This is a genomic window from Tsukamurella spumae, from assembly GCF_012396015.1.
GTDB classification, from domain to species: domain Bacteria; phylum Actinomycetota; class Actinomycetes; order Mycobacteriales; family Mycobacteriaceae; genus Tsukamurella; species Tsukamurella spumae.
Window position 1 is genome coordinate 138,141 of record NZ_JAAXOQ010000011.1, and the last position, 15,258, is coordinate 153,398.

At 70.2% G+C, this 15,258-nt stretch carries 11 protein-coding genes and 2 pseudogenes; 7 read left to right on the top strand and 6 right to left on the bottom strand.

The annotated features are described in order from the left end of the window. Window positions 1-13: 13 nt before the first annotated feature. Complete coding sequence (locus HF999_RS10475) at window positions 14-1,105, bottom strand: nitrilase-related carbon-nitrogen hydrolase (protein WP_168545811.1); 1,092 nt, start codon at window positions 1,103-1,105, stop codon at window positions 14-16. A gap of 13 nt (window positions 1,106-1,118) precedes the next feature. Continuing rightward, a complete protein-coding gene (locus HF999_RS10480; RefSeq protein ID WP_168545812.1) occupies window positions 1,119-1,886 on the bottom strand; it encodes a cyclase family protein in 768 nt (255 codons plus the stop codon). Window positions 1,887-2,122: 236 nt separating this feature from the next. Between HF999_RS10480 and HF999_RS10485 the strand changes: the two genes are divergently transcribed. Both HF999_RS10485 and HF999_RS10490 read left to right on the top strand, forming a co-directional pair. Then, window positions 2,123-4,300: a thiamine pyrophosphate-dependent enzyme gene (locus tag HF999_RS10485; RefSeq protein WP_168545813.1), complete on the top strand. Its 2,178-nt coding sequence runs from the start codon at window positions 2,123-2,125 to the stop codon at window positions 4,298-4,300. After that, complete coding sequence (locus HF999_RS10490; protein ID WP_168545814.1) at window positions 4,297-5,946, top strand: indolepyruvate oxidoreductase subunit beta family protein; 1,650 nt, start codon at window positions 4,297-4,299, stop codon at window positions 5,944-5,946. The genes HF999_RS10485 and HF999_RS10490 overlap by 4 nt, the downstream gene beginning before the upstream one ends. A gap of 77 nt (window positions 5,947-6,023) precedes the next feature. On the opposite strand, the gene HF999_RS10495 is transcribed toward HF999_RS10490, so the two are convergent. Genes HF999_RS10495 through HF999_RS10505 form a run of 3 tightly spaced genes read right to left on the bottom strand, consistent with a single transcriptional unit; the run spans window position 6,024 to window position 10,014 of the window. Next, a complete protein-coding gene (locus HF999_RS10495; RefSeq protein ID WP_168545815.1) occupies window positions 6,024-7,628 on the bottom strand; it encodes a phytoene desaturase family protein in 1,605 nt (534 codons plus the stop codon). Further along, on the bottom strand, window positions 7,625-9,196 hold the full coding sequence (locus HF999_RS10500) for a flavin-containing monooxygenase (protein ID WP_168545816.1): 1,572 nt from the start codon (window positions 9,194-9,196) through the stop codon (window positions 7,625-7,627). Before HF999_RS10500 ends, HF999_RS10495 begins: the two co-directional genes overlap by 4 nt. A gap of 14 nt (window positions 9,197-9,210) precedes the next feature. Beyond that, window positions 9,211-10,014, bottom strand: a complete 804-nt coding sequence (locus HF999_RS10505) for an SDR family oxidoreductase (RefSeq protein WP_168545817.1) — start codon at window positions 10,012-10,014, stop codon at window positions 9,211-9,213. 188 nt (window positions 10,015-10,202) lie between these two features. Between HF999_RS10505 and HF999_RS10510 the strand changes: the two genes are divergently transcribed. From HF999_RS10510 to HF999_RS22975, 3 genes are all read left to right on the top strand, one after another. Continuing rightward, window positions 10,203-11,165 carry an AraC family transcriptional regulator gene (locus HF999_RS10510; protein WP_168545818.1) on the top strand — a complete coding sequence of 321 codons (963 nt, stop codon included), beginning with the start codon at window positions 10,203-10,205 and terminating at the stop codon, window positions 11,163-11,165. A 77-nt stretch (window positions 11,166-11,242) separates the two neighbouring features. Continuing rightward, the gene (locus HF999_RS10515) at window positions 11,243-12,775 is read left to right on the top strand and encodes a 5-oxoprolinase subunit B/C family protein (RefSeq protein WP_168545819.1); all 1,533 of its coding nucleotides are present in this window, start codon (window positions 11,243-11,245) and stop codon (window positions 12,773-12,775) included. Between the two features lie 305 nt (window positions 12,776-13,080). Then, complete coding sequence (locus tag HF999_RS22975; protein WP_168545820.1) at window positions 13,081-14,220, top strand: GGDEF domain-containing protein; 1,140 nt, start codon at window positions 13,081-13,083, stop codon at window positions 14,218-14,220. 18 nt (window positions 14,221-14,238) lie between these two features. Here HF999_RS22975 and HF999_RS10525 read toward each other — a convergent pair whose 3' ends face one another. After that, window positions 14,239-14,589 (bottom strand): ArsR/SmtB family transcription factor, encoded by a 351-nt coding sequence (locus HF999_RS10525; protein ID WP_312854092.1) that lies wholly within the window; start codon window positions 14,587-14,589, stop codon window positions 14,239-14,241. Between the two features lie 91 nt (window positions 14,590-14,680). Between HF999_RS10525 and HF999_RS10530 the strand changes: the two are divergent. Together HF999_RS10530 and HF999_RS23235 are read left to right on the top strand one after the other, a co-directional pair. Continuing rightward, a pseudogene (locus tag HF999_RS10530) lies at window positions 14,681-15,130 on the top strand (MFS transporter); the annotation flags it as partial. A gap of 46 nt (window positions 15,131-15,176) precedes the next feature. Continuing rightward, window positions 15,177-15,258 (top strand): annotated as a pseudogene (locus HF999_RS23235) (IS6 family transposase); the annotation flags it as partial.

Genomic DNA, 15,258 nt, shown 5'->3' on the forward strand with positions numbered 1-15,258 from the left:
GGTCGATCTCGTATCAGTCCGACGGTGCGGTGAAGGGCCTCCGCCAGATATCGCGGTCCTGCAGGAGGTCGATCTGCCGATCGATGACCTCGCGCCGGAATTCGGCGTGGTGCGGGGGAATCCGATCCAGGTACCGATTCTTCGGGTACAGGGGCTGCTCGTAGATGAGCTGGGCCATCTCGGTGCGGACGTCCTTGAGCCAGTTGGTCACCTGCGCCGACGCCCGGTGATGGCGCAGTGCCTCGATGTTGACGGTGCCCGAGACGAAGGTGGATCCGTTGCTGTCGAACTGCTTGCCGACGATCGCGCCCTTGTAGTCGACGATCATCGATCGTCCGCCGCCGGCGTCGATCGCGGGCTGCCCGGGCTCCATGCTTCCCCCGATGTTGGGCGCGACGACGTACATGTTGTTCTCGAGCGCCCGCGCACGGTTGGAGATCTCGAAGACATCGTTCTCGGTGAACGGCGCTGGAAGAGAGGCGCGGTAGACCACCTCGGCGCCGTTCAATGCGAGCCCACGGCCGTTCTCGGGGAAGTTGCCCTCCATCGCCATCATGACGCCGAGCCGCCCGATCGCGGTGTCCGCGACCGGCCAGAAGGCGTCGAGGGTGCGGCCGTACTTCTCGATCCACCAGTCGAACAGGTCGTGCGGCGAGACCGAGCGCTCCACCGGAAGCAGTGCGTTGAGCTTGTAGTGCTGCAGGACGATGTCCCCGTCGGGCGCGATGACGAAGCCGACGTTGAAGAACAGGTCCGGCCAATCCGGATGCCGTGCCTTCGCCTGTCCCATGACGAAGACCTTCCACCGTCGCGCCAGATCTGCGAGCCGGTCGGTCTCGGGCCCCGGGATGTCGATGGCGCAGGTGTGCGCGTAGTCGGTGTGGTCGGCGTCGCGGATCTCGTCGGTGAAACCCTGCAGCGCGCCCTCGGGGACCGCGAGCAGGCGGACCGGGATGTCCAGATTGGACAACCAGAACGCGCCCGCGGCGAGGTGCTCGAGATGGTCGATGTTCGCGCCGATATCCGCGCGTGCCGAGATCGGACGGAACACTGGGATCAGGCCGACGGCGTTGTACGGCTCGATCGGGCCGGTGGGATCGCCCATGTCGTGCCTCCGATCAGTGCTCGACGAGGGCGAGGACGCGGGCGGGGGAGCCGGTGCCGCCGACGATCGGTAGCGGCGAGACCACGATCACCGCGCCCTGCGGCGGCAGCTGCGCGAGGTTCCGCAGGCTCGTGAGCCCGTACTTGTCGGCGCCGAGCAGGAAGTTGTGCGCGGGGAAGGGCGGCTCCAACATCGCCGCATTGCCCGCGTCGATGCCCACCGTCTCGACGCCGAAACCCGAGATCGGCACCTCCTCGGCGAGCCACCGGGCGCACGCCGCGGAGACGCCGGGCGTGTGCGAGCCGCCCTCGTCCACGTTGAGGAAACGCTCGCGGTCACCGCCGTACTGGTCCCAGCCCGTCCGCAGCAGGAGCCACGCGCCCTCTTCGATCGGGCCGTGCTCCGCGATCCAGCCCTGCACGTCGGTGACGTCGAGCAACCAGTCGGGATCGGCCGCGGCGCGGTCGGCGAAGTCCATCACGCAGGCGGGGCCGACGAGACGACCGGGCGGCAACTGGCTGACATCGGCGCCGTCGCGGCCCGTGATCCAGTGGCACGGGGCGTCCACGTGCGTGCCGATGTGCTCGCCGGTGTGGATGTTGTTGTGCTGCCACGCCGGAGCCGTCGGCTCGAACGCCGCGACGCGCTCCAGGCTGAAGTCGATGAGGTTCACGAAGGGCTCCGGCAGGCGCAGGGTCGGCGTGTCCGCCGACAGCGGCGTGGTCAGGTCGAGCACCCGGATCCTTCCGCCCGCGAGGGCGGTGGCGAGTTCGGTGAGCATGGGGTCCTCTTCTCCCCGGCAGGTGCCGGAGTCGGCTGAGCGGCGCAGGGCCGCACCGTCGGAAAGCGGCGGCTGCGCCCGACGGTAGGACGCGTCCAACCACCCGGCTATCCAGATCGCGACAGCCCGCTGTCCCGATCGGCGCGGGACCCGCGCGGGCCCTTCAACGCATCCCGGAGCGAGGCTAGCGTGGGATGCATCACACGGCCCGTGATATGTGGAAGGCAGGTCGGGGCATGGCGGAACGCTCCTTTGCGAAAGAAGTCCTCAAGCTGCGCCAGGAACCGGGGACCCGGTTCGAGGGCGAGGGGATCCTGGCGGTGACGAAGGCGTTGCTGCAGTCCGGCGTGGCGTACGTCGGCGGCTACCAGGGGGCGCCGATCAGCCACCTGATGGACGTCCTCGGCGACGCCCGCGAGATCCTGGACGAGTACGGCGTGTACTTCGAGAACAGCGCCTCGGAGGCGACCGCCGCGGCCATGCTCGCCGCCTCGGTGCACTACCCGCTGCGCGGCGCGATCACCTTCAAGTCGACGGTGGGCACCAACGTCGCGTCCGATGCACTCGCCAACCTCGCCAGCGGCGGCGTCACCGGCGGCGCACTCATCATCGTCGGCGAGGACTACGGCGAGGGCAGCTCGATCATGCAGGAGCGCTCCCACGCCTTCGCGATGAAATCGCAGATGTGGCTGCTGGATCCGCGACCCGATCACACCGCCATCGTGGACGCCGTGGAGCACGGCTTCGCCCTGTCCGAGGCGTCGAACACTCCCGTCATGCTGGAGCTACGGCTGCGGTCGTGCCACCTGCACGGCACCTTCACCACCCGGGAGAACCGGCGGCCGGAGATGACCGTCCAGCAGGCGATGGAGAACCCGAAGCGCGACGTGAGCCGCGTCGTGCTGCCGCCCGCGAGCTTCCAGCACGAGCAGGAGAAGATCGCCCACCGCTGGCCCGCCGCCGTGCAGTACATCCGTGAGCACGGCCTCAACGAGAGCTTCGGCCCCGCCGACGGCAGGATCGGCCTGATCGTGCAGGGCGGCCTGTACAACACGCTCAACCGCGCGCTCGAGCTGCTCGGCTGCTCGGACGCCTTCGGCGACACCGCGATCCCGCTCTACGTCATGAACGTGACCTACCCCGTGATCGACGAGGAGATCGTCGAGTTCTGCGCCGACAAGGACGCCGTCCTGCTCCTCGAGGAGGGGCAGCCCGACTACATCGAGCAGAACCTCAACGCGATCCTGCGCCGCAACGATCTCGATACCGCGCTGCACGGCAAGGACGTGCTGCCGAAGGCGGGGGAGTACACCCCGATCGCCGTGACGAAGGGCGTCGCCGAGTTCCTCAGCCGGTACGCGCCGGAACTGGTCAGCGGCGATCCCGCGGTGCTCCTCCCGGCGGGGGATCCGCGCAGCCCGTTCACCGAGCGGGTCGACGGCCGCGCCGTGCAACCCCGCCCGCCGGGCCTGTGCACAGGCTGCCCGGAGCGGCCGATCTTCTCCGCGCTCAAACTCGCCGAGCGCGAGACCGGCGTGGAGCACCACGTGAGCGCCGACATCGGCTGTCACCTGTTCGCCATCAACGAGCCCTTCAACCTGGGCGCCACGACGATGGGCTACGGCCTCGGCTCCGCCGGCGGAGCCGCGCTGAGCAACAAGGACGCCGGCCGGCGCGGGATCGCCGTGATGGGCGACGGCGGTTTCTGGCACAACGGGCTGACCTCGGGCGTCGGCAACGCCGTCTTCAACGAGTCCGACCAGCTCCTGGTGGTGGTGGACAACGCCTACGCCGCGGCGACCGGCGGCCAGGACCTGCTCTCCTCCCGTGCGATCCTGCCCGACCGGAGCACCAACAACCCGATCGAGCGGGCGGTGCGCGGGGTCGGCGTGAAATGGGCGCGGACCATGCCCGACACGTTCGACGTCGCGAAGATGCGCGATGTCTTCATCGATGCCCTCACCAGTAAGAAGAAGGGCCCCAAGGTCATCGTCGCGCAGAGCGAGTGCCAGCTGAACAAGCAGCGCCGCGAGAAGCCCGAGCGGGCCGCCGCGGTGAAGGCCGGCAAGCGCGTCGTCACCCAGCGGTTCGGCGTGGACCCGGAGACCTGCACGGGCGATCACGCGTGCATGCGCATCTCGGGCTGCCCGTCGCTGACGATCGCGCCCAACCCCGACCCCATGCGGACCGACCCCGTGGCCGCGGTCACCGATACCTGCGTCGGCTGCGGTGTGTGCGGCAACAACGCGCACGCCGCCGCGCTCTGTCCGTCGTTCTACCGCACCGACGTCGTCACCAATCCCACACGCGTCGACCGGATCCGCGACCGAGTTCGCGGCGCCGTGTCCGAGCGCCTGGGCCGCGGCCTCGAGGGCCGCGCGGCCCGCTTCGAATCCACGGAGGCCTTCTCATGACCTGGACCGTCGGGCAGCGGCCCATCACCATCGCCGTGCTCGCCATGGGCGGCGAGGGCGGCGGCGTTCTCGCCGACTGGATCGTCTCCCTCGGCGAGGACGAGGGCTGGATCGCGCAGAACACCTCGGTCGCCGGTGTCGCCCAGCGCACGGGCGCCACCGTGTACTACGCGGAGCTGTTCCCGCCGGACGTCGCGCACCGCAGCGGGTCGGGGCGCGCCCGGGAGACCCCGATCCTCTCGCTCATGCCCACGCCCGGCGAGGTCGACGTGCTCATCGCCTCCGAGCTGATGGAGGCCGGTCGCGCGGTGCAACGCGGCTTCGTCACTCCGGACCGCACCACTCTCATCACCTCGCTGAACCGGGTGTACTCGATCCTCGAGAAGTCCACCCTCGACGACGGCCGGGTCGATTCCGCGGCCCTGCTCGACGGGGCCGTCGCCGCCGCGAAGACCCTCGTCTCCGGCGATTTCGCCACGCTCGCCCGGGACAACGGCAGCGTCATCAGCGCGTCCCTGTTCGGCGCCCTCGCGGGCAGCGGCGCCCTGCCCTTCCCCCGCGAGGACTTCGAGGAGGCGATCCGCAAGGGCGGCAAGGGCGTCGAGACCTCCCTCGCCGCGTTCGCCGCGGGGTACGAGCGGGCTCGGCAGAGCCTCGCGGAGGACGCCGCTCGGGCGCAGGCCCCGGCACCGTCGGGCGGCGGGCCCGTGCCGCTGACGCTGCAGGTGCGGCGACCGAAGACGCCCGAGGAGCTCAAGGCCGAGCGCGAGACCGAGCGCAACGAGATCGCCGCGCGCGCACCGGAAACCCTCGTCGGGCCCGCGCTCGCCGACCGGGCCCGCCGCGTGGCGCGATCCTTCCCGCCGGCCGCGGCGTCGATGCTCCTGCACGGGCTCGAGCGCACCGCCGTGTACCAGGACCTCGCGTACGCGGACCGCTACCTCGACCGCGTCGCCCGGATCAGCGCCCTCGACCCCGACCACGAGGGCGAGGCCCGGCTCACGGTGGAGGCGGCGCGGCACATCGCGCTGTGGATGAGCTACCAGGACACGGTGCACGTCGCGCTGCAGAAGGTGCGCGGCCGGCGCATGGACCGTGTGCGCGCGGAGGTGCGGCCCGGCGATGAGCAGGTGATGCGCGTGCACGAGTACCTGCACCCGCAGGTCGACGAGATCACCGACACGATGCCGACCGCTCTGGGCCGCGCGCTGGAGCACAATCGGGCCTTCGCCAAGGCCGTCGACACCGTGTGCCACCGCGGGTTCGTCATCAACACCACCTCGGTGTGGGGCTACGCGACCTTGTCGACCCTCGCCCGGATGCGGCCGCTGCGGCCGCGGTCCCTGCGGTTCGGCCGCGAGCAGGTGTTCATCGACACCTGGCTCGACACGGTGACCTCCGTCGGCCGCAGTGATCCCGCGCTCGCGACCGAGGTGGTGGTCGCGGCTCGGGTTCTCAAGGGCTACGGGCAGACCCACGCCCACGGCGTCGACAGCTTCGGCCAGTTGATGGACGGACTCGAGCTGGTGCGCGGGCTGCCCGACGCCGCCGACCGGATGCGCCGACTGGTCGACGCCGCCGTCGCCGACGAGGACGGCGGGAAGCTCCGCGACGGCCTCGCCGCCCTGCGCCGCGCCGCCGCCTGAGGGCGGCGACCACAGCCACGAGCGAGGAGGGGGGCGAACCGGTCATCCGGTTCGCCCCCCTTCTTCTCTGCGGAGGGTCAGCGCCGCAGCAGACGCCGGACGCGGGTGAGGACACCGTCGTCGCGCCCCAGCAGCTCCTGCGCGACGAGATGACCCGAGCCGCCGCCGAGGCCGGGCCCCGGGTGGGTGGCGGCGCCGATGTGCCACAGGCCGTCCACCGCGGTGCGGTGCCGCGCGGTCAGCGGTCCGGGGCGCCAGAAGATGTTCTGATCCAGCTCTGCCGCACCGCAGTACGGATCACCCTGCACAGCATTGGGATTCGCCGTGGCCAGGTCGACGGGACTGATCGCCGTGATCGCGAGGACGCTCTCGCGGGTGCCGGGCGCCGCTTCCTCGAGCAGTCCGAGGATTCGGTCGACGTACCCGGCGACGAGTTCGTCGGTCCAGCCGCCGGACGTGTCGAGCTCTCCCGCCGCATCGCCGATCGGCGCGAACGGAACCTCCTGCAACTGCAGCCACAGCATCCCGTGGCCCGCGGGGACCCGGCTCGGGTCGATGAGGGCCTGCTGCCCGACGACCACCGTCGGGCGGGCGGGCAGAAGGCCGGCCTCGGCCTGCGCGCACGCGATGCCGACGGAATCCGACCCGGCGGTGAGGTGCACCAGCGGCGCACCGTCGAGGGCATCGTCGGACCACTGGAGGGGCTCGGCGAGTGCGACGTGCACCTGCATCGCGGCCCGTCCGTACTGGTAGCCGCGCGCCTCGGCGCGGACCGCCTCGGGCACGGCCGATTCCGGCAGCAGGTCGCAGTACAGCGCCGTCGGCGTGACCGAGGCGAGGATGGCCTCGCGGGCGTCGATCCGGCGTCCGCCGACCATGACGCCGGCGGCGCGCCCGCGCTCCACGAGGATCCGGTCGACCGGCGCGCCGGTCAGGACCTCGACGCCGCGCTCGGCGAGCAGCGACGCGAAGGCGTCCAGGAAGGCCCGCTGCCCGCCGACCGCCACGGGCAGGCCCGCACCGTGCATGGTCGCCGCGAAGACCGGGATCATCAGCCCGCCCGAGGCGCTGTCGGGGCTCAGGCCCGCGTGCAGCAGCCAGGGTGCCCAGAGCTGGTCCACCTCGCTACCCTCGAAGGTCCTTCGGCCCCAGCGGCGCCCGCTGGTGGCGGCGTCGCGGACCCAGCCCTCGGTGCGGCCCAGGCCGCGGCGCAGCATCGTCGCCGCGTGGCCCAGCACCCCCGGGGCGCGGGTCTCGTTGCCCAGGAGGCCGCCGATGACGTCGAGGTCGCCGCCGATCCGGTCGAGCATCGCGAGGTAGGCGGCGCGGTCGCGCTCCGAGAACTGCTCGACGGTGCGCGCCGGGTCGCGATGCGCGACCACCGCGGGGCCGTCGCCGGAGACGGATCCGGTCACGGCGTCCTCGGCGTTCGCGTACTCGAGCCCGTGTCGGTGCAGGTCGTCGCCGAGCGTCGCGTACGCGCCGCCCGTGACGAAGAGGGGGTGCCACGACGAATAGGTGTCGTGCACGAAGCCCGGCAGCGTCAGCTCGTCGCTCGCGAGGAAGCCCCCGAGCCGGTCGGCGGCCTCGATGAGACACACCGACCGGCCGGAGCCGGCGAGCTCGGCGGCGGCGACGAGACTGTTGATGCCGGACCCGATGACGACCACATCGGCCGTCACGCGACCCGCCTCGGGCCCGCTCCGGAGCGCTCCGCGGAGACGGCGGCGCGGGGGCGGCGGGCCAGCAACCGCGCAGTCACCCACCGGTAGTCCGCGGGCTTCGGCGGCAGCAGCCACTCGCGTACCCGCTGTCGGCGCGAGAGCCGCAGCCCCATCTCCTCGATGATCTCGTCGATGTTGTGCATCGAGAACGGGATGAGATTGGTACCGCGGGCGTGGTGCCCGTCGGTGCGGTTGCGCATCCAGCGCAACCGGGACGAAACCTGCTCGCGCCGTTCGGGAACCGGCGGGAGCTGGGCCGCACCGTCGAGGACGTGCGCGACGTACAGCGAGGCCATCTCCGCGGACAGGGGCGAGAAGAAGGACGAGTTGTAGCCCACGAAGGCGAGCCCGGGCACCTCGTGCGGGAGGATGAAGCGGTAGAGCTCGAAGTCGCCGTTCGTGTCGGTGAGCCGGGCCTGTACGTCGGCGTCCAGGAAGGGCACGTCCTGCCGCCAACCGGTCGCCGCGATGACCACCTCGGCCGGCACCGTCGACCCGTCGGCCAGGCGCGCCGCCGGGCGGCCGTCCTCGACGAGCAACTCGGTGATCTCGGTGTCGCGGCGCACTCCGAGGCTGCCGTCCTGCACCGCCTCGAAGAAGCCCTCACTGACGAGGCTGACGGTGCTGCGGGCGATCCGCTCGAAGTCGCCGTCCGGAACCAGCCCGTACTCCTTGAGCTTGAGCTGCCGCGTCGCGACGGACTGCAGGCTCGCGAGCATGCTGTTGCGGACGGGCTTACCGGCGCCGTGCAGGAAGGCTTCGACGCCCTGCAGGCGCTGGTACTCGAACAGGGCCTCGCCGAGGCGGGTGAGCATGAGGAACTTGTAGTTGATCGCGCCGCCCAAGTGCCTCGGCATCTTCCACAGCAGTTTCCGCGCGATCACCGTGGTGCTCGCCGCGACCGGGGCGATCGCGGCGGCGACATCGCAGGCGGACTTGCCGTAGCCGACCACGAGTACGTCGCGACCGGCGACCTCGTCGAGGGCGTGCACGTCCCCGGGCGCGCAGACCCGCCCGCCGGCCCGTTCGAATGCCTCGCGGCCCGGCCACGCCGGGATCGACGGTGCCGAGAAGATGCCGTTGGCGCCCACGAGGTAGTCGTAGTCCTCGGTGCTCACGCCCTCCGGACCCTCCGCTGTGACGGACCAGGTCACCGGTCGGAGCGCGGGATCCGCCGTCACATCACCCGACGGGGCGGTGCTCGGTTCGGTGAGCTTCGCGGAGATCACGGTGGTGGACAGCCGGAACCGGTCTCGGAGCCCGAACCGGTCGACGTAGGCGTCGAGGTACTCCTGCACCTGCGCGCCCTCGAGCCACTGCGGATAGTGCCGGGGCATCGTCATGTCCGACAGACAGTAGGTGCCCTTGTTGTTCTGGGTGCGCAGGCCCGGGTAGCGGCGGGAGGAGCTCCAGACGCCGCCGATGTCGGGGGCCTTCTCGTAGACGGTGACGTCGTGGCCGAACTGGGTGAGGACCTTGGCTGCGGAGACTCCGGCGAAACCGGCTCCGATCACGGCGATGCGCATGGCTGTTTCTTCTCCTACTCGGTGCCCGCGGGGGCCAACAGGGGGATCGCGGGGGCGGCCTGTTCCGGCCCCATCGCGGAGTAGCCGCCGTCGGCGGCCCAATCGGCGCCGGTCACCACGGACGCGGCATCGGAGCACAGGAAGGCGACCACGCGGCCGACCTCGATCGGGTCGGCGACGCGGCCCGTCAGGTGGAAGGGGGCGGCGACCGCGTCGGTGTGCGCGCGGTCGTGTTCGGAGACGCTGTCCATGATCTTCGACCAGACCCAGCCCGGGCTGACCGAGTTGACCCGGATCTTCTCGGCCGCGTAGTCCATGGCCATGGAGCGGGTGATCTGTACCAGGGCCGCCTTGCAGGCGGGGTAGACCCAGCGGCCGGTCTGCGCCACCGAGCTGGAGATCGACGTGAAGTTCACGATCGATCCGTGTCCGCTCGCCGCCAGGGCCGGACGTGCCGCGGCAGCGATGCGCACGGCGCTCGCCACGTTGACATCGAAGGCCGTGAGCCAGTCCGCGCGGGAGGTGTCGGCACCGTCGTCGAGGTAGGTGCAGGCGAGGTTGACGACGATGTCGAGCCCTCCGAGGTCGCGGACGGTGCCGGCGACCAGGTCCGCGACCTGCGCGTCGTCGGTGATGTCCGTCGTGCGGGCGATCACGCGGTCGCCGAGCCGGTCGGCGATCTCCCGCGCGCCGTCGGCGTCGATGTCCGCGACCACCACCGTCGCGCCCTCCGCGTGCAGGGCCTCCACCACACCGTGCCCCACCAGGGTCGCCCCGCCCGTCACGATCGCTGTACGCCCGTCCAGATTTCCCGTCATGTCTCCACCTCACGTCGAGTCCGTGGCGCCGTGCGGGCGCCGATGGATCCGGAGGTTAGTGACGCAGGTCATAGCCCTGCTATCCGCTTTGACGCGCGGGCTATCCAGTTCGCGGTATTGCGCCTGCTTGACGAAGGGCAGGAATGCAGCACATGATGGGACGTGATCCACGCCACAGGGAGGTTCATGTGACCGCTCCGACGGTCCTGAGGACGCGCGACGTCGACCTGGCCCGCGTGCGGGTGGCCGACTTCTTCTGCGACCACCGGCTCGATCCGGTCGGGCGCGCCCACGCGATCGACATGCGGCTGCGCATCGACACCGTCGGCTCGATGGGGCTGGTGCACCTCGACTACGGCGAGCCGGTGCAGATCCGGCCCGGGCCGTTGTGCAACTTCTACCTGGTGCAGATTCCGCTCGCGGGCCGCGCGCTCGTCGAGCACGGGGCCATGCGCGTGCAATCCTCGCCGCACCTCGCGAGCGTTCTCTCGACCACCGCCCCCACCGTGATGACCTGGCAGCGCGGCAATCCGCAGCTGTGCGTCCGGTTGCGGCGCAGCACCGTCGACCGAGAGCTCATGCGCAGGCTCGGTCGCGAGATCACCACGCCGCTGCGCTTCGACGTCGGGATGGACCTACGCCGGCCCGACGTGGCCGCGTGGGTGCGGATGGTGCGCTTCCTCAGCGACGAGGCGGTGCGCGGCACCTCCTCGGCCGGCGGCGCGGACTGGTCCGAGTACCTCGCCCGGGGCGTGGTCAACCAGCTGCTCGACGTGCAGCCGCACAACTACAGCGCGGCGCTCGCCGCGGCGGCGGACGGCGCAGCCACGCTCGGCTCGCGGATGACGGCGCTGATCGACGACCACCTCGCCGACGCCCTCGGACCGGACTGGCTCGCCGCGCAGCTCCGAGTCAGCGTCCGTGCGCTTCGCGAGGCGTGCCGGAACGAGCTCGGTTCGACGCCCACGGCGGTGGTCAAGGAGCGTCGCCTGCTCGCGGCCCGCGCGCGGCTGCTCGACGCGATGCATCCGGGCCGGACGGTGACCGACGTGGCGCTCGGCGTCGGCCTGACGCATTTGGGTCGGTTCGCGGTGGACTACCGCGCGCGGTTCGGCGAATCCCCGAGCGAGACCGCCGCCGCGCGCTCCTGACCACTCCCGGCCGTCGTCCGACTCGGCGCGTACACCTCATCGCCGAACGGAGGCCCTCGCGGCGCTACGGTCGTCCCATGGAACGCCAGGTTGACGTCCGCCGGTTGGGCGAGCGTGCGGTCCGCGTGCGCGTGGACCCCACTGTCGTCGAGGCGCTGCGCGCCCGCCTGGTCGCGGAATCCCTACCCGGTCAGCGCGAGCTCATCCCGGGAGGCGCGAGCGTCACCGTCGTGTTCGACGGTCCGCGGTCGGCCGCCGACGGTGCCCGGGCGCTGCGCGCGATGTCGGTCCCGGAAGCAGTCGGCTCGGACGGGCGGCTCGTGGAGATCGGCGTGGTCTACGACGGTGAGGATCTGCGCGAGGTCGCGCAGCAGCTCGGCACCGACGAGGCCGGCGTCGTGCGGATTCATACCGAACGGGACTGGCGCGTGGGCTTTCTCGGGTTCGCACCGGGCTTCGCCTACCTGCGTTCGGTCGAGCCGTGGCCGACGGTGGCCCGTCGCTCCGTCCCCCGAGTGCGGGTGCCCGCCGGCACGGTCGCCGTGGCGGCCGAGTACAGCGCCGTCTATCCGCGCGTCTCGCCGGGCGGATGGCAGCTGATCGGCCGGACCGACGCCGAGCTGTGGTCCCTGGACCGAGATCCGGCGGCGCTGCTCGTTCCCGGCACGCGGGTTCGGTTCGTCGCGGTGCGCGAGCGCGTCCTCGCCCCGGTCCCCGCGGGGCCACCCGTCGAATTGCCGCGATCCGGTCGGGGGATCGTGGTCCGCAACCCCGGCCTGCAGAGCCTGGTGGAGGATCTGGGCCGCCCGGGGTTGTCCGCGCTCGGCGTGACGCGCTCGGGTGCTGCCGATCGCGGCGCGCTGCGTCAAGCCAACCGGCTGGTCGGGAATCCCGCCGGTGCCGCGGGAATCGAGAACGCCGGGGGAGGAGTCGAACTCGTGGCGGCGGGGAACCAGGTGCTCGCCGTGACCGGCGCCGATGCGGACCTGACCATCGAGACGCCGCAGGGCCGGTGGCGCACCGTCGAACGGGGCGAGCCCTTCGCCCTGGACGACGGTGACCGCCTCGAGATCGGGCCCACTGTCGCGGGGATGCGGCTCGTGATCGCCGTCCGGGGCGGCATCGCCACGCCGGAGGTGCTCGGCAGCAGGAGCACCGACACCCTTTCCCGCCTCGGGCCACCGGCACTGGCGGCCGGCGACGTCGTGCCCGTCGGAGCCCCGTCGGGCGTCGTCGGTGCGCCGGAGGTTCTGCCCGCAGTGCCGGCCGGGAGCGATCCGACGGTGCTCGACGTCGTCCCCGGCCCCGACGTGGATCTCTTCCCGGACGGGGCCTGGCGCCAGCTGCTCGACACCGTCTGGTCGGTGACGCCGAACAGCGACCGCGTCGGACTTCGCCTGACGGGGCCGCCGATCGACCGAGCCGCGGGGGAGGTCCAGAGCCAGGCGCTGGTGCCCGGGGCCGTCCAGGTACCCCCGTCGGGCGAGCCGGTGGTGTTCGGCGTCGACCACCCCACGACCGGCGGCTATCCCGTGATCGCCGTGGTCGCGGAGCATCACCTGGACCGGCTGGCGCAAGTGCCGCTCGGGGCTGAGGTCCGGCTGCGGTAGCGTCGCTGAAGGACACAGTCCGCCGGATCCACATTATTGCAACCCTGGTTCTGCGGGCGTTGATGAATGTTGAATGGTGCGCCGGCTATTGGCGACAGAATTCGCCGTACAATACATGGTTGCCACAACTAGTGGCCTTTGCTCAGGGCTATTGTTCTGTGGCACGCGGTGCAACCTTCTCGGAGCCGCCGACGCCGGTTCTGCGGCGGTATCCGGTATTGTCGAGTTTCTTCACGACGAGTGCCTCGCGGGGGTCGTACCCGTTGTCGCACCTGGGGGGTCGGAAGAGTGAAAGGCGCTTGCGAGTGAACCGGAATGGTGGGCCGGACCCGGATCTTTCGCTACTGCATCCATTTCTGGGGCAGATCGAGATGTCGGAGCGGGTGGTGCGCTTCGCGATTGCCGGATTCACGCTCGTCGTCGGCGTGATCGGATTCATGAGCGCCTTCAGTCCTGATGGCGCCGCCGGCTCGCGGTGGCGGGTGGTCGCCATCCTCGTCATCTCTGCCACTACGCTACCCGCTGCATTCATCGTCGCCAGGATCAATCTGGCGTCGTTGTGGTGGACGGGGGCCACGCCCGCATCGCGGAGTCTCGGAACGATCTTCATCGCATATGTGGATTTCGGGTTCACCGTGGGCCTATTGACCTTTCAAAACCCGATGATGAGTCTGCACGGGACCGCACTGTTCGCCCTATTCGGCGGATATGCAGCCCATTTCGTACGGCTGCGGACAATGGTGTTTCATCTGATATTCACCACCCTTGTCATCGTCGGTTTCGCTATCGTGTCGTGGCAATCCGGCGCACCGGGTATGACGGTGGTCTATTACGCGACCATCTCGGTCGTAGCAGCGAACGGAGTCACAGTAGTTCTGCGACTGTACGCGGATGAGTTTCAGGACGCACTGCGTCGTCAGTTGGACTCGGCGAACACCGACGCGCTGACCGGGGTGTTGAACCGTCGGGGGTTCATGCATGTCACCCAGGATCTGATCGCGCGCAACCCCACCCGGTTCGTGGTCGCCATCGCCGACATCGACCATTACAAGCGGATCAACGATCTTCATGGTCACGCGGTCGGGGACGCCGTGCTGGCTCGGCTCGCCGATGTCGTCGTCGGCATTGTGGATGAGGATGTGGTCGTGGGGAGATTGGGCGGTGATGAATTCGCTATCGCCTATGTGGGGGAGGGCGCCGTTCTCCATCGAATCGCAGCTGCCATCCGTGAGCACTCCTCGGCGATTCTGTCCGACGAGCAGGTCACTATGAGCATCGGTGGGGTCGTGTGTCCGGCTGGAAGCGGCTCCGATGCGACGGGCCAGGTGGACGTGAGCCGAACGCTGGAGCGCGCGCTTGCAGAGGCGGATTCGGCCTTGTTGGGTGCGAAGCGTGACGGACGTAACGTCTGCAATGTAGTGACAGCACCACCCGCTGAAGCGTGATTCGAGCGGATCCGTGGATCAGTCGTGCTCGGGAAGGTCCTTGAGCTGATGCTCAGCGGCGTTGAGCGCCTCGATGAGTAGGCGTCGCACGTGCCCTCCACGAACTCGGTAGAGCAGTCGGCGGCCGTCGCGTCGGTGCGCGACGAGGCCGGCGAGTTGAAGTTTGGCCAGGTGCTGCGACACCGCAGGGCGAGCCTGGCCGACCTGCTCGGTGAGGGTCGTGACGTCGAGCTCGCCGGCGCCGCTGAGCGCCCAGAGGATCCGCATGCGCGCCGGGACGGAGAGCATCTTCAGCGCGAGGCAGGTCGCCTCGATCTGCTCGTCCGGCGGCGTCCGATCCCATTCGGACGTGACGTCATGTGCGTACACGGTGCCAGGATAGCCCGTCGACGATCTCGCCCGTATGGTTATGATGTGCGCACTCAGGCACATATTGGCTGGCTGCGGTGAGAGGTGAGAGGTGACGTCGCTGTTCGGGATTCGTGACTATCGGCGCTTGTTCACCGCTCAGGTGGTGGCCCTGTTCGGCACCGGTATGACCACGGTCGCGCTGGGCCTGCTCGCGTACGACCTGGCGGGGGAGCGGGCCGCCGCGGTTCTCGGAACGGCGCTGACGATCAAGATGGTCGTGTACGTGCTGATCGCGCCGGTCGCGACGGCGTACGTTGATCGGCTGCCGCGGCGACTGCTGCTGGTCGGTCTCGACATTCTGCGGGCGTCGGTGGTGCTGGCGTTGCCGTGGGTCGATCATGTGTGGCAGATCTACGTGCTCGTCGCGGTCCTGCAATCCGCGTCGGCGGCGTTCACGCCCACTTTCCAAGCGGTGATACCAGACGTCGTGCCCGACGAGGCGCAGTACACCCGAGCATTGTCTGCCTCGCAGTTGGCGTCGACGATGGAGTCGCTCCTGAGGGCACTGTCACGTTGTTGAACGCGGCAAACTGGGAGAATGTGGCGTGCCCACCCCAACGCCGTCGTACAAAGGCCACCGCTACCCGGTCCAGATCATCAACCAGTGCGTGTGGTTGTATTTCCGGT

Bases quoted from the DNA above. Each gene is read 5' to 3' on its own strand.
- HF999_RS10475 (WP_168545811.1), bottom strand. From the start codon at position 1,105: ATGGGCGATCCCACCGGCCCGATCGAGCCGTACAACGCCGTCGGCCTG.
- HF999_RS10480 (WP_168545812.1), bottom strand. From the start codon at position 1,886: ATGCTCACCGAACTCGCCACCGCCCTCGCGGGCGGAAGGATCCGGGTG.
- HF999_RS10485 (WP_168545813.1), top strand. From the start codon at position 2,123: ATGGCGGAACGCTCCTTTGCGAAAGAAGTCCTCAAGCTGCGCCAGGAA.
- HF999_RS10490 (WP_168545814.1), top strand. From the start codon at position 4,297: ATGACCTGGACCGTCGGGCAGCGGCCCATCACCATCGCCGTGCTCGCC.
- HF999_RS10500 (WP_168545816.1), bottom strand. From the start codon at position 9,196: ATGCGCATCGCCGTGATCGGAGCCGGTTTCGCCGGAGTCTCCGCAGCC.
- HF999_RS10505 (WP_168545817.1), bottom strand. From the start codon at position 10,014: ATGACGGGAAATCTGGACGGGCGTACAGCGATCGTGACGGGCGGGGCG.
- HF999_RS10515 (WP_168545819.1), top strand. From the start codon at position 11,243: ATGGAACGCCAGGTTGACGTCCGCCGGTTGGGCGAGCGTGCGGTCCGC.